Origin of the sequence: Terrihabitans rhizophilus (assembly GCF_033898525.1) — a bacterium.
Classification (GTDB): domain Bacteria; phylum Pseudomonadota; class Alphaproteobacteria; order Rhizobiales; family Methylopilaceae; genus Flaviflagellibacter; species Flaviflagellibacter rhizophilus.
Window position 1 is genome coordinate 496,831 of the sequence record NZ_JAXAFJ010000002.1, and the last position, 13,088, is coordinate 509,918.

General features: G+C 66.2%; 11 protein-coding genes. 4 read left to right on the forward strand and 7 right to left on the reverse strand.

The window, feature by feature from the left end; genetic code table 11:
* Nucleotides 1-4: 4 nt before the first annotated feature.
* Genes SCD90_RS05935 through mraZ form a run of 6 tightly spaced genes read right to left on the reverse strand, consistent with a single transcriptional unit; the run spans nt 5 to nt 6,519 of the window.
* Nucleotides 5-1,417 carry a UDP-N-acetylmuramoylalanyl-D-glutamyl-2,6-diaminopimelate--D-alanyl-D-alanine ligase gene (locus SCD90_RS05935; RefSeq protein ID WP_319843708.1) on the reverse strand — a complete coding sequence of 471 codons (1,413 nt, stop codon included), beginning with the start codon at nt 1,415-1,417 and terminating at the stop codon, nt 5-7.
* A 12-nt stretch (nt 1,418-1,429) separates the two neighbouring features.
* The gene (locus SCD90_RS05940) at nt 1,430-2,884 is read right to left on the reverse strand and encodes a UDP-N-acetylmuramoyl-L-alanyl-D-glutamate--2,6-diaminopimelate ligase (protein ID WP_319843709.1); all 1,455 of its coding nucleotides are present in this window, start codon (nt 2,882-2,884) and stop codon (nt 1,430-1,432) included.
* Nucleotides 2,884-4,530, reverse strand: a complete 1,647-nt coding sequence (locus tag SCD90_RS05945; RefSeq protein WP_319843710.1) for a peptidoglycan D,D-transpeptidase FtsI family protein — start codon at nt 4,528-4,530, stop codon at nt 2,884-2,886. Before SCD90_RS05945 ends, SCD90_RS05940 begins: the two co-directional genes overlap by 1 nt.
* A 5-nt stretch (nt 4,531-4,535) precedes the next feature.
* Nucleotides 4,536-5,018, reverse strand: coding sequence for a cell division protein FtsL (gene ftsL, locus SCD90_RS05950; RefSeq protein ID WP_319843711.1), 483 nt, complete (start codon nt 5,016-5,018; stop codon nt 4,536-4,538).
* Nucleotides 5,015-6,046 (reverse strand): 16S rRNA (cytosine(1402)-N(4))-methyltransferase RsmH, encoded by a 1,032-nt coding sequence (gene rsmH / locus SCD90_RS05955; RefSeq protein ID WP_319843712.1) that lies wholly within the window; start codon nt 6,044-6,046, stop codon nt 5,015-5,017. The genes ftsL and rsmH overlap by 4 nt, the downstream gene beginning before the upstream one ends.
* A complete protein-coding gene (mraZ, locus tag SCD90_RS05960) occupies nt 6,043-6,519 on the reverse strand; it encodes a division/cell wall cluster transcriptional repressor MraZ (protein ID WP_319843713.1) in 477 nt (158 codons plus the stop codon). Before mraZ ends, rsmH begins: the two co-directional genes overlap by 4 nt.
* Nucleotides 6,520-6,856: 337 nt before the next feature.
* Here mraZ and SCD90_RS05965 point away from each other — a divergent pair, with 337 nt between their 5' ends.
* From SCD90_RS05965 to SCD90_RS05975, 3 genes are all read left to right on the forward strand, one after another.
* Nucleotides 6,857-7,612 (forward strand): sulfite exporter TauE/SafE family protein, encoded by a 756-nt coding sequence (locus tag SCD90_RS05965; protein ID WP_319843714.1) that lies wholly within the window; start codon nt 6,857-6,859, stop codon nt 7,610-7,612.
* 105 nt (nt 7,613-7,717) lie between these two features.
* Nucleotides 7,718-9,214: an ATPase domain-containing protein gene (locus SCD90_RS05970; RefSeq protein WP_319843846.1), complete on the forward strand. Its 1,497-nt coding sequence runs from the start codon at nt 7,718-7,720 to the stop codon at nt 9,212-9,214.
* The gene (locus tag SCD90_RS05975; RefSeq protein WP_319843715.1) at nt 9,204-11,270 is read left to right on the forward strand and encodes a PAS domain-containing protein; all 2,067 of its coding nucleotides are present in this window, start codon (nt 9,204-9,206) and stop codon (nt 11,268-11,270) included. The genes SCD90_RS05970 and SCD90_RS05975 overlap by 11 nt, the downstream gene beginning before the upstream one ends.
* Before the next feature lie 21 nt (nt 11,271-11,291).
* Here the strand turns inward: SCD90_RS05975 and carA are convergent, their stop codons facing one another.
* The gene (gene carA / locus SCD90_RS05980; protein WP_319843716.1) at nt 11,292-12,491 is read right to left on the reverse strand and encodes a glutamine-hydrolyzing carbamoyl-phosphate synthase small subunit; all 1,200 of its coding nucleotides are present in this window, start codon (nt 12,489-12,491) and stop codon (nt 11,292-11,294) included.
* 108 nt (nt 12,492-12,599) lie between these two features.
* Between carA and SCD90_RS05985 the strand changes: the two genes are divergently transcribed.
* Nucleotides 12,600-13,049: a GatB/YqeY domain-containing protein gene (locus SCD90_RS05985; protein WP_319843717.1), complete on the forward strand. Its 450-nt coding sequence runs from the start codon at nt 12,600-12,602 to the stop codon at nt 13,047-13,049.
* Nucleotides 13,050-13,088: the final 39 nt, after the last annotated feature.

A 13,088-nucleotide genomic window follows, 5' to 3' on the forward strand; every position in this document is an offset into this window, starting at 1 on the left:
GTCCTTACGCGGGGGTCGTCTCGGCTGCGGAGAATCGGCCGACCAGCGCGGTGACGATAGGGCCCATTCCGCTGCTGTGCGAGCCCTTGATCATCAGGGCATCGCCTGCCCTGACCGCATCGAGCACCTGCGGCTGCAGTTCCGACGAGGTTGCGGCCCAGCCGCCGCGCCGCGCTTCCGGCAGTTCCTCGTGCAGCGCACGCATGGCACGTCCGGCCGTGAAGACCAGATCGACCTTCGCCGCCAGAAGCGTCTCGGCCAGCCCGCGATGCATGTCCTCTGACGCGTCGCCGAGTTCCAGCATGTCGCCCAGCACGGCGATGCGCCGACCGTTCGTCGCGCCAAGAAGCGCGATGGCCGCGCGCATGGAGGCGGGGTTCGCGTTGTAGCTTTCGTCCAGCAGAACCGCCTGCCCGCCGACCAGATTCAGTGTGTGCCGCTGCCCGCGCCCCTGCGGCGCCTGGAACTGTGCAAGGCCCGCCGCAGCCGCCTTAACGTCGGCTCCCGCCAGCTTCGACGCCAGCAGCACAGCGAGGCTGTTCTGCACCAGATGGCGGCCGGGCGCGCCCAGCGTAAAGGCGACGTCCTCGCTCATGATGCTGGCCGTGACGATGGAGCGGTCCGGCAAGGTGCTGACCGTGAGCAGCCTCGCGTCGGCATCGGGTGCCACGCCGAAGCTGCGGATCTCGACATCGATCTGTCGCGCCGCTGTGCACAGGCGCCCGAACTGCGGGTTGTCGGCATTGAGAACGGCGACGCCGCCCGGCACCACGCCCGTGAAGATCTCGGCCTTGGCGTCGGCAATGGCCTCGACCGAGCCGAAATACTCGAAGTGCACCGGCTCGACATTGGTGATGATGGCCACGTGCGGGCGCACCATGCCGACCAGCGGCGTGATCTCACCCGCATGGTTCATGCCGATTTCGAACACGCCGTATTCGGTGTCGCGCGGCAAACGCGCCAGCGTCAGCGGGACACCCCAATGATTGTTGAAGCTTGCAGCCGAGGCATGAACACTGCCCTGCCCGCCAAGCGCTGCCCGCAGCATCTCCTTGGTGCCCGTCTTGCCGACGCTGCCGGTGACGGCGATGACCTTGCCGGCGGTGCGGGCCCGGGCGGCACGCCCCAGGGCTTCCAGCGCACGCAAGGCATCGGGAACGACCAGGAGAGGTGCGGCATCGCCGAGCCCGTCGAGCTTGCCCTCTTCCACGACGGCAAGGGCCGCACCGTTGCCCAGTGCCTGCGCAACGAAGCGGTGGCCGTCCATCTTGTCGCCGGTGATGGCAAAGAACGCCTCGCCCGACGTCAGGGTGCGGCTGTCGATGGAGACGCCCGTGACGGCGTCCGGCAGGTCTCCCCGCGCCTGTCCGTCCAGCGCCGCGCGAACCTCCTGTCCGCTCCACAGCGCCTCAGACATTGCCTGCCTTGGTCATGTCGCCCCCGCGATCGCAGCTCGAATCGCCGCCTGATCGGAAAATGGAAGCGTTCGGTCGCCCACGATCTGGCCGGTTTCATGGCCTTTGCCCGCAACCAGCAAAACATCGCCGTCCTGAAGCGAGCCTATAGCCGTGCCGATGGCCTCTGCGCGGTCCCCGATCTCGAACGCTCCGGGCGCTGCCGCGATGATCTGGCTTCGGATGCCAGCGGGATCCTCGGAACGCGGGTTGTCGTCCGTGACGATCGCGACATCGGCATGGCGGGCGGCCACCGTGCCCATCAGGGGGCGCTTGCCCGGATCGCGATCCCCGCCGGCCCCGAACACGACGATCAGGCGATTGCGGGTGAAGGGCCGCAGCGAAAGAAGCGCGTTCTCGAGCGCATCCGGCGTGTGGGCATAGTCCACCAGGATTTCAGCGCCGCCATGGCTGGCCACTCTCTCCAGCCGGCCGCTGGCCCCCGTGAGGCCTTCCAGCGCCGTGAACACGTCGGCCGGCTCACCGCCGGTGATGATGGCAAGCCCGGCCGCGACAAGCGCGTTCTCTGCCTGGAACACGCCAGCAAGTGGCAGGAGGAAGCTGTAGTCGAGATCGCAATGACGCACGACAAGGCGCTGCGCAAAGCCGGCGGGCTCGCTGGCCAGCAGGTGGATGCCCAGGCCGGCCGATCCGACCGTCAGCAATTCCAGGCCGCGCTGCCGCGCGGCTTCAGCGAATATCTCTCCGTTCGCGCCATCGACGCAGATCACGGCGCCCGCGCCTTCCGGCAGCACTTCCGTGAACAGGCGCAGCTTGGCGGCCCGGTAGTCGGTGAAGGTGGCGTGATAATCCAGATGGTCGCGCGTCAGGTTGGTGAAGCCGCCCGCGGACAGCCGCATGCCGCTCAGGCGAGACTGGTCCAGCCCGTGCGAAGAGGCTTCCAGCGCGAGATGGGTGACGCCCTCGCGGCACAGCTCGTCAGCGATGCGGTGCAGCTTGACGGGATCGGGCGTGGTCAGGTTCGAGTAGACCTCGCCCGAGGGGCTGACGAGGCCGACCGTTCCCAGGCTTGCCGCCTTGTGGCCCAGTGCCGTCCAGATCTGGCGGAGGAACGAGGCGACGGAGGTCTTGCCGTTCGTCCCCGTCACCGCGACCACGATGTCCGGCTGCGCGGGATAGAAGCGTGCCGCTGCGCGGGCGAGCGAGGCGCGCGCGTTCGGCACCCTTACAGGCACCATGCCGGCGGGCACTGGATCGGAGCTTTCGGTGAGAACCGCGACAGCTCCGGCAGCGGCAGCGGCCGCCGCATAGAGCATGCCGTCCGCCTTCACGCCGGGCAGCGCCGCGAACACGAAGCCTGGCCCGACTTCGCGGCTGTCAGCCGTCAGTCCGGCCACGTGGATGCCGCGCGAGGGCGCGGAAAGTTCGGCGTCCGGAAACAGGGACGCCAAGGTGACAGGCTGGCCCATCAATGAGGATCGCCAAGTGCCGCCGCATATTGCGCGGGCGGCAGATTTGGCGGCGCGTCGAAGTCCGGCTGCAGGCCCAGCAGCGGGGCCACGCGGCTGACGATGCGGCCGGCCACCGGTGCGGCGTTCCAGCCGGAGGTGCGAAAGCCGTGCGTTGCCTTGGTACCCTTCGGCTCATCGAACATCACGAGCACCGCATAGCGCGGGGCGTCCATCGGGAACACGGCCGTGAAGGCGTTCATCACCTTGTCGCTGCTGTAGCGGCCGTTCACCACCTTCTCGGCCGTGCCGGTCTTGCCGCCCACGCGGTAGCCGGGAATATCAGCCTTCTTGGCCGAGCCCTTCTCCCCGTTCAGCCGGAACAGGTAGCGCATCTGGGCGCTGGTTTCCGGGCGGATGACGGTCTTGGCGAGCTTCGCCGCGTCTTCCTTCGAGCGTTTGAGAAAGGTGGGCGGGATCATCTGTCCGCCGTTCATCAGCGCCGCCGTGGCCATGAGCGTCTGAAGAGGCGTCACGGAAAGGCCGTGGCCGTAGGAGATCGTGACCGTGTTCAGCTCGCCCCAATTGCGGGGCACGATCGGCATGGCGCTTTCCGGAAGCTCGGTCCGAAGACGGTCCAGTTGGCCCAGCTTCTTCAGGAACGCCTTGTGGCCTTCCACGCCGACGGCGAGCGCGATCTTGGCGGTGCCGATGTTCGATGAGTGGATGAACACCTCCGGCACGGACAGAATACGGCGGGTCGGGTGGAAATCGTCGATGCGAAAGCGGCCATACTGCATGGCCGAACGCGCGTCGAAGCGGTCGGTCAGGCGCACCTTGCCGGAATCCAGCGCCATAGCGAGCGTAAGCGCCTTGAAGGTCGAGCCCATCTCGTAAACGCCGACGCTGAGCCGGTTGATGTTGTTGGGCTTCAGCGCTTCGGCAGGCTGGTTGGGATCATAATCCGGCACGGACACGAAGGCGACGATCTCCCCCGTTTCCACGTCCATCACGATGCCGGATGTGGCGATGGCGTCGAATTCCTTGAGGCCCTTGTAGAGCTCGTCGCGCACGGCGTGCTGGACATTCAGGTCCAGCGCCAGCTCCACCGGCTTCAGATCACCCTTGCCGTCTTTCGAGACCTGCCCGACGCGGTCGAGATACTGCTCGAAGCCCGCAATGCCCTGATTGTCGACATTCACCGAACCCAGAGAATGCGAGACAATGGGGCCGTTGGGATAGATCCGGCGCTGCTCGTTGAGAAAGCCCACACCCGGTATGCCCAGGCGGTGAACCGCGGCCTGCTCGGTCGGCGTGATCTCGCGCTTGATCCAGACGAAGCCGGCATCCTTGTTCAGGCGCTTGTGCAGTTCATCCGCGTCGAGCCCCGGCATTGCGCGCGTCAGCAGTTCGGCTGCCTCGTCGGCGTCGATCATGTTGCGCGGTTCGGCGAAGATGGACGAGGTCTGGATATCGGTCGCCAGCTGGCGGCCGGCGCGGTCCATGACCACCGGGCGGCGCATCGCAAGCGATGCCTCGGCGTCGATGCGCTCCTTCACCTGCGGATCGGGCTCGACGCCCAGCCATACGAGACGCCCGCCGATCGCAAGATACACCGCCGCAAAGCTCACCATCGCGAGCTTCACGCGCCCCGAGGAAGGTCCCATGCGCATCATCGTGCACCCCCGGCCGGCCCGTCGGACCCGACCTGCTTCATCCGCGACTTCACCCGGTCGCCGGCACCTGGAAGTGCCAGGCCCATGGCCTCGATGGTGCGCGCGATCGCATCGTCCCGAGGTGGTGTCGCTTCGATCTCAAGCGGCTTTTCCAGACCGAGCGAGGAGATGGTGTCGGCGATGCTGTCCACCCGCCCCGGCCGCATCGGCAGGCTGGCCAAGGCGATGCGCTGCTCGGAATTCACCGGCTTCAGGTCGAGGTTCTTCTCGGTGAGGATCTGGATGCGGTCCGGTCGCAGCAGGTGCGCCCATTCCGCGTTCAGCACGGCGATGGCCGTCTTCTCACGCGCAATCTGGCGCTCCAGCCGTGCCACTTCCTCGGCCTGCCAGGTCGCTTGATACTTGATCTTGTAGACGTACACCGCGGCGCCGATCAGCAGCCCCACGGCCAGAACGTTGACGACGCGGGTGATTTTCATGCGCGCTCCATGAAGGCGGCAAGCGCCGACAGCTGTGGCACGCCGTAGGCCATGGGGTCCCCGGCGCCGCGGGCGGCAGCGTCCGTGCGCTCGGCGGCGCGCAGGCGCGCTGACCGGGCACGTGGATTGCGTGCCATCTCCTCCTCGCCCGGCGTGGCCGAACGCACGATGGGCACGAAGGTCGGCGTCGCGGCAAAGGTCGCAGGTGCGTGGCGGGACACGTTCGGCGTGGTGCGCGAACGCTCCGCGAGGAAGGTCTTCACGATGCGGTCTTCCAGCGAGTGGAAGCTGACCACCGCCAGCCGCCCGCCGGGCGACAGCACCTCTTCCGCCGCGAACAAGGCGCGCAACAGCTCGCCCAGCTCGTCGTTCACGGCGATGCGCAGGGCCTGGAAGGTGCGGGTCGCGGGATGGATCTGGTCGGGAATGCGGCCGATCACGGCTTCGCAGATGCGCGCCAGCTGTGCGGTGCTTTCGATGCGCCCGTTTGCGCGCTCCGCCACCACGGCCTTGGCCACGGCATTGGCGCGGCGCTCTTCGCCCAGCGCGCGGATCAGCGAGGCCAGATCCTTTTCGGCCAGTTCGTTGACCAGATCGGCGGCGCTCGGCCCTTCGCGGCCCATGCGCATGTCGAGAGGACCATCGAAGCGGAAGGAGAATCCCCGTTCGGCGGTGTCCAGCTGCATGGAGGACACGCCGACATCGAGGACGACGCCATCGACGCGGTCGACGCCGAGTTCCTGCACGATGGACTTGAGGTCGCCGAAGCGTCCCTCCACAACCATCAGCCGGCCACCCGCCTGATCGACGAGGGTCGCGGCGCCCGCGACGGCCTCCACGTCACGGTCGATGCCGATGACATGAGCGTCCGCCATATCGAGGATGGCGCGGCTGTAGCCGCCCGCCCCGAAGGTGCCGTCGATGTAGACGCCGCCATCCACCGGCGCGAGGGCGTCGACCGCCTCGTCGCGCAGGACGGAGATGTGGCGCGGCTTGGAGCCGTCCTGGCCGGGCTGGAGCGCCATCATTGTGGCGTCCCCGTCGTTCCGCCCATCCGCTCCGCGCCGATGCGGCGGCGAAGTTCGCGCGCCTTGGCGCGGGCGTCGTCGAGATGGGCGCGAAATGTCTCCGGCTCCCAGATCTGGAATTTGTGGCCATGACCCACGAAGGTCACCTGGTCGGTGATGCCAGCATAGGCCTTCAGGCTCTCGGTGAGAACGACGCGGCCCTCCGCATCGGTCTTTAAGGTTTCGCTGGTGCCAAGAAGCGCCGTCGAAATGGCGTCCCGCTCCTCGGAATAGGGCGCGAACCCCTCCAGCAGACGGTCGATTTCCCCGAGCAGCGCATTGCCGCCCGCGTCCAGCGCCCGGGTGTCGAGCGAAGGGGTCACGCACAGGCCTTCGTAGCCATCCCGCGCCAGAACCGCCCGGAACGAGGCAGGGATCGAGACCCTGCCCTTGGCATCCAGCCGGTTCGTAAAGTTGGACACGAAACGGTCCATGACCCTCCCCAGGCCCCTGCGCAAAGCTCCGCCGCCGGTCCGAAATGGCCTTTCCGGCCACCTCCAACCAAGACACTTTATACGCTCCGCAAGGGATAGTTTGGGATAGCATGGGCTCCTATGGGCGTCAACGATATTTAGCCACAATTAACCATTGCGACGGGCTCTTCGGGCACACCCGGGCCGACGCTAAGTCACTGGTGAATCTGAGCCCTTAAGGTTAACAACCGCTTTCGCAGAAAGATTCATCTCAGTTGATCCGGCGCTGGGGATTGCCGTTCTAAGTCCCTGTAAAAGCTAGTGGAGCGCTGAAAAGGCGCGGCGGGGACGATTTCCCATGGAATGGATTTTTCTCGGGGCGGCCGCCTTTCTGGCCGGTGTCGTCGACGCCGTGATCGGCGGCGGCGGCATGGTTCAGATTCCTGCCTTATTTGCGGTGCTCCCAGAGGCGCTGCCCGCCACATTGTTCGGCACCAACAAGGTGGCTTCGCTCGCCGGCACGCTCGGTTCCGGGTGGCGCTACGCACGCAACCTTCAGGTGCCGTGGCGTATCATCCTGCCGTCCATGGCGGCGGCGTTCGTCGCGTCCTTCATCGGCGCAGCGGTGGTCTCGTACATCCCGGCAGACTGGCTGCGGAAGGCCCTGCCCTTCATCCTGCTCGCGCTGCTCGGCTACACGGTCTTCAACAAAGTGGGGCTTGAGCACTTGCCCCGTCACACCGCAGGGCGCGCGACCCTCATCGCCACAACCGGCTCGGCGCTCATCGGCTTCTACGACGGCATCTTCGGGCCCGGCACCGGCGCGTTCCTGAAACTGCTCTTCGTGCGCGGTTTGGGGTTCGACTTCCTGAACGCCTCCGCGCCGTCGAAATTCATCAACGTCGCCTCGAACCTGTCCGCGATCGGCTTCTTCGGTGTGGGTGGCTATGTGCTCTGGGGGCTCGCGGCGTGGATGGCCGTTTGCAACTTCCTCGGGGGTCAGGTCGGCAGCATCATCGCCATTCGCTTCGGCAGCGGCTTCCTGCGTGTCGCTCTCATCGTCGTCGTGTCGGCCCTGATCCTCAAGACCTTCTATGACGGCTACCTCGTCTAGCGTCCGGCGGGGCCTTGATGCCGCAGCGAAAGCGTGTCCGCTGGTCTAAGCCGGGGCCGGTGCTATATCGGCTTGAAAACAAACCTTTTCTCGAACCCCGGCACCATGAAAAGCGACGCCTCCCAAATCTCCACCGGCAATGAGGGACTCGACCTCATCCTGTGCGGCGGCCTTCCCCGGCACCGCCTCTATCTGCTGGAGGGTGCGCCCGGTTCCGGCAAGACCACCCTCGCCCTGCAGTTCCTGCGGGAAGGCGCCCGCCGGGGCGAGAAGGCGCTCTACATCACCCTCTCCGAAACCCGGGACGAGCTTGAGGTCGTGGCCGCCTCGCACGGCTGGGACATCAGCGATTTCGACATCTTCGAATTCAACGCGGTCGACGGTCTTCTGGGCGACGGCGCAGACCAGTCCATCCTCCATCCCTGGGAGATCGAACTCAGCGAGACGGTCAAGCTGATCCGGGACGAGGTCGAGCGCGTCCAGCCGTCACGGGTGGTCTTCGACAGCCTCTCCGAGATGCGGCTGCTGGCGCAGGATCCGCTGCGCTACCGCCGACAGGTGCTGGCGCTGAAGCAGTTCTTCGCCGGACGCAGCACGACCGTCCTTCTGGTGGACGATCTCAGCGGCGCCAAGGATGGCAGCGACAGCCAGTTGCACAGCCTTTGCCACGGCGTCATCACCCTCGAGCGCCTGACCCTGGACTTCGGCGCCGCCCGCCGCCGCCTTCAGGTGCAGAAGCTGCGTGGCGTGGATTTCAACGCCGGCTATCACGACTTCATCATCGCGCGCGGCGGCCTCGACATATACCCGCGCCTTATAGCTGCCGACCACCATGCGGAGTTCGACGGCCACCCCGTCAGCAGCGACGTGCCGGAACTGGACGCGCTTCTAAAGGGCGGCCCGCTGCGGGGTACGAGCACGCTGATCACCGGCCCGGCCGGCACCGGCAAGACCACCATCGCGCTGCAATACGTCCAGGCCGCATGCGACCGCGGCGAGCCCGCAATCATCTACCAGTTCGATGAACGCGTCGGCACGCTCCTCATCCGTGCCAAGGCCTTTGGCCTGGACCTCAAGAAGCATCTGGACAGCGGCCTGCTGGTGATCCAGCAGGTCGATCCTGCCGATACGTCCCCCGGACAGTTCGCCTCGTGGGTTCGGCATCAGGTGGAGGAGCGCGGCGTGCGCATGCTCGTCGTGGACAGCCTGAACGGCTACCTCGCCTCCATGCCACAGGAAAAACAGCTCATCCTGCAGATGCACGAACTGCTGTCCTACCTCAGCCAGAAGGGCGTGGTGACGCTGCTCATCAACCCCCAGCAGGGTCTGGTGGGCACCATGAACACCAATATCAACATCTCCTACGTCGCGGACGCAGTGGTGCTGCTCCGCTTCTTCGAGGCCGACGGTCGCATCCGCAAAGCCATTTCGGTGCTCAAGAACCGGGGCGGCCATCACGAGGATACGATCCGCGAGTTCCGGGTGGACAGCCACGGCGTGCGCGTCGGCGAGCCGCTGACGCGGTTCCGAGGTGTCCTGACCGGCACGCCGGAATATATGGGCGAACACACGCCCCTGATGGAAGTGCGCGATGGGGCATAGGACCGCTGCCGAAGGGTCGCGTGTCCTGCTTCTGGCGCCCTTCGGGCGTGACGCGGACAGTGTGCATGGCCTGCTGACCAAGCAGGGCTATGACGCGCATATCTGTCCTGACATCGCCTCGGTGGCGGAAACCTTGGGCGACAAGACAGGCGTCGTCATCATCGCGGAGGAAGCTCTCCGGTCCGACCTTGCGCCGTTGAGGACGGCTTTGGCGGAGCAGGATGAATGGTCCGACATCCCGTTCGTTGTCCTGGCAACCAACCGCCATGGCCGTTCCGGATCCGCCGAACTCGCGCGCAACCGGCTGCCGGACGTGGTCACCAACGCCATCGTTCTCGAACGCCCGCTCGGGCTTGCCTCCCTTGTCAGCGCCATCGCCTCGGCCATGCGGTCCCGTCAGAAGCAGTTCGAGCTTCGCGACAGGTTGGCGGAACTCGACGCCGGGCGGCAGGCGCTGGCCGCAAGCGAAGCGGAACTCCGCCTGATCGCGGACAGCCTTCCGGTGCTGATCGCCTTCGTCGACAGGGACATGCGCTACCGCTTCGCCAACCGCGCCTACCACGACTGGTTCGGCCGGATGCCGGAAGACGTAATCGGCCGCCACGTCTCCGAACTGGCAGGCGTGGAAGGCATGAAGGCGCGCGCCGATGCTTTCCGGCGGGTGCTCGAGGGCGAGACCGTGCATCTGGAGATGGCTTGGCCGAAGCTGGACGGCAGCCCTCGAGAGGCCGAGATCCGCTACCTGCCCCGGCGGGATGCACGGGGCGAGGTCGACGGCTTCCACGTCTTCGTGCTGGACATCACCGACCGCAAGCGCATGCAGCAGGATCTTGAGCGGCTGGTGGAGGAGCGCACCGCCGCACTGACGCGGGAAATGGAAAATCGCAGCCAGACCGAAGCTGCCCTGCGCCAGAGCCAAAAGATGGAGGCCGTGGGCCATCTCACCGGCGGCATCGCGCATGACTTCAACAACATGCTGACCGGCATCATCGGATCGCTGGACATCATGAAGCGCCGCATCGCGCAGAACAGGTTCGACGGCCTCGACCGCTTCATGGACGCGGCCGCGACCTCGGCGCAGCGCGCCGCAAGCCTCACCGCCCGCCTCCTCGCTTTCTCGCGCCGCCAGTCGCTCGATCCCAAGCCGCTCGACGTCAACGAGTTGGTGATCTCGCTGGAAGAACTGCTGCGGCGGACGATCCAGGAGAACATCTCCCTGAGGATCACGCCGAGCAGTTCCGGTGCGTTCACCGTGGCCGATGCCAACCAGCTCGAGAACGCCATCCTCAACCTGGCCATCAATGCCCGCGATGCCATGCCCGAGGGCGGCCAGCTCACCGTCGAAACCAGAACGATGGACGTCGACGAGGCCTATGTCGCGAACCGCCCGGGCATCGAGCCCGGCCAATACGTGGTGATCTCGGTGTCGGACACGGGCGTCGGCATCCCGCCCGAACTGCTGGACAAGGTCTTCGACCCGTTCTTCACCACCAAGCCACTTGGCCAGGGCACGGGCCTCGGCCTGTCCATGGTCTACGGCTTCGCCCGCCAGTCGGGCGGTCAGGTGCGCATCCACAGCCAGCCCGGACTGGGCACCACCGTATCGATCTTCCTCAAGGCCAGCCCCTCGCTGGAAACCCATGGTGAAGAGCAGGCAAGCGAGAGCACGCCCGAGGGCGACGGCCAGACCGTGCTTCTCGTGGAAGACGATCCTTCCGTGCGCCTGCTGGTGCGTGAAGTGCTGGAGGAGCTTGGCTACAAGCCGATAGAGGCGGAAGAGGCGAACGCCGCCATCGGCATCCTGCAGTCCGACCGCTCATTGCAGCTGATGATCTCGGATGTGGGGCTACCCGGCATGAACGGCCGCCAGTTGGCCGACATCGCGCGGCAGCACCGGCCTGACCTGCCGATCCTCTTCATCACCGGCTATGCCGAGAACGCCGCCATTCGCTCCGGCTTCCTCGGCACCAATATGCAGATGATCACGAAGCCGTTCGCGCTGGACACCCTGGCGGAGAAGGTCTCGACCATGCTGGCTGGCGTCAGGCAGCCCTGAGGGGCGGCCTGACTGGTCCGGTCAGCCCCGCGCGGCATCCATCAGGTCGGCGAACCGCTTGAACAGGTACTGGCTGTCCTGGGGACCGGGGCTCGCCTCCGGGTGATACTGCACCGAAAACGCCGGACGATCCGTCAGGCGGATGCCGCAGTTCGAGCCGTCGAACAGCGAGACATGCGTCTCCTCGGCATTGGCCGGAAGCGTGTCGCGGTCCACCGCGAAGCCATGGTTCATGCTGGTGATCTCGACCTTGCCGGTCGTGAAGTCCTTCACCGGATGATTCGCGCCATGATGGCCCTGATGCATCTTCTTGGTGGACGCGCCGATGGCGAGGCTCAGCAGTTGGTGGCCAAGGCAGATGCCGAAGGTCGGCACCTTGCGCTCCAGCACTTCGCGGATCACCGGCACGGCGTATTCGCCGGTCGCAGCCGGATCCCCGGGACCGTTCGAGAGGAACACGCCGTCGGGCTGCAGCGACATGATGGTCTCGGCGCTGGTGTTCGAAGGCACCACGATGACGTGGCAGTCCTGCTCGGCCAGCATGCGCAGGATGTTGCGCTTCAGGCCGTAGTCGATGGCGACGACGCGGCGCTTGCCGGTGCCCAGCTTGCGGTAGCCGCCCTCGAAGCTCCAGCCGGCCTCGTCCCATTCGAAGCGCTGAGCCGAGGTGACGCCGGGCACGAGGTCGACGCCCTCCATGTCCGGAATGGCCGCCGCATCGGCCTTCAGGCGCGCGACATCGAAATTGCCGGCGGGATCATGTGCGATCACCGCGTTGGGCATGCCCTTGTCGCGGATGAGCGCCGTCAGCGCACGGGTGTCCACGCCCGCAATGCCGATGAGCCCGCGCGCCGAAAGCCATGCGTCCAGTCCGCGGCTGGCGCGCCAGTTGGACGGATCGGTGATCGGTGCCGCCAGAACGGCGCCGCGCACTCCGGAGGACGCCGCGAGGTTGACCGTCTCGGTGTCGTCCTCGTTGGTGCCGACATTGCCGATATGCGGGAAGGTGAAGGTGACGATCTGCCCGGCATAGGACGGATCGGTCAGGATCTCCTGATAGCCTGTCATCGAGGTGTTGAAGCACACCTCGCCGGGCGATTGCCCGATGGCGCCGATCCCCTGCCCCTCGAGAACGGTTCCGTCCGCCAGCACCAGCAGGGCCGTGGCTTTGGGTTCGGTCCAGGCGTCCGCGCCTGGTGTCGGGGCTTGTTCGGTCGTCATGGCTGCCTTAGTGCTTCCCGGCCCTGGGTCCGGCGGGGGAACTTTCACGTTAGCTAGGCCGACCCCGCCTGCCGGTCAACACCGGCCATCCCAACGGAGCACACAGACATGCGCGACGCCATCAACACGGCCCTCAAGGAGGCCATGAAGGCTGGCGACAAGAGCCGCCTATCAACCCTGCGCCTCATGAACGCGGCCATCAAGGATCGGGACATCGCGGCGCGTGGCGACGGCAAGGAGCCGCTGAACGAAGAGGAACTGCTCCAGCTGTTCCAGAAGATGGTCAAGCAGCGGCAGGAATCGGCCAAGATCTACGACGACAACGCCCGCCCCGAAATGGCGGCGCAGGAGCGCGAGGAGATCGCCGTCATCCAGGGCTTCATGCCCACCCAGATGGACGAGGCCGAGATGACCTCTGCCGTGGACGCCGTCGTTACGGAGCTCGGCGCAGCCGGCATGAAGGACATGGGCCGCGTCATGGCTGCCCTGAAGGAGCGCTATGCCGGCACCATGGATTTCGGCAAAGCGAACGGAATCGTGAAATCCCGCCTCAGCTAGGATCATCGTCAACGCGATCTTAAGGAGATTGCGCTGAAT

Excerpts from the sequence above, each read along its gene's own strand:
- SCD90_RS05970 (WP_319843846.1), top strand. The coding sequence starts at position 7,718 with ATGAAAAGCGACGCCTCCCAAATCTCCACCGGCAATGAGGGACTCGAC.
- SCD90_RS05935 (WP_319843708.1), bottom strand. The coding sequence starts at position 1,417 with ATGTCTGAGGCGCTGTGGAGCGGACAGGAGGTTCGCGCGGCGCTGGAC.
- SCD90_RS05985 (WP_319843717.1), top strand. The coding sequence starts at position 12,600 with ATGCGCGACGCCATCAACACGGCCCTCAAGGAGGCCATGAAGGCTGGC.
- SCD90_RS05965 (WP_319843714.1), top strand. The coding sequence starts at position 6,857 with ATGGAATGGATTTTTCTCGGGGCGGCCGCCTTTCTGGCCGGTGTCGTC.
- SCD90_RS05940 (WP_319843709.1), bottom strand. The coding sequence starts at position 2,884 with ATGGGCCAGCCTGTCACCTTGGCGTCCCTGTTTCCGGACGCCGAACTT.
- rsmH (WP_319843712.1), bottom strand. The coding sequence starts at position 6,046 with ATGATGGCGCTCCAGCCCGGCCAGGACGGCTCCAAGCCGCGCCACATC.
- ftsL (WP_319843711.1), bottom strand. The coding sequence starts at position 5,018 with ATGAAAATCACCCGCGTCGTCAACGTTCTGGCCGTGGGGCTGCTGATC.
- mraZ (WP_319843713.1), bottom strand. The coding sequence starts at position 6,519 with ATGGACCGTTTCGTGTCCAACTTTACGAACCGGCTGGATGCCAAGGGC.
- carA (WP_319843716.1), bottom strand. The coding sequence starts at position 12,491 with ATGACGACCGAACAAGCCCCGACACCAGGCGCGGACGCCTGGACCGAA.
- SCD90_RS05945 (WP_319843710.1), bottom strand. The coding sequence starts at position 4,530 with ATGGGACCTTCCTCGGGGCGCGTGAAGCTCGCGATGGTGAGCTTTGCG.
- SCD90_RS05975 (WP_319843715.1), top strand. The coding sequence starts at position 9,204 with ATGGGGCATAGGACCGCTGCCGAAGGGTCGCGTGTCCTGCTTCTGGCG.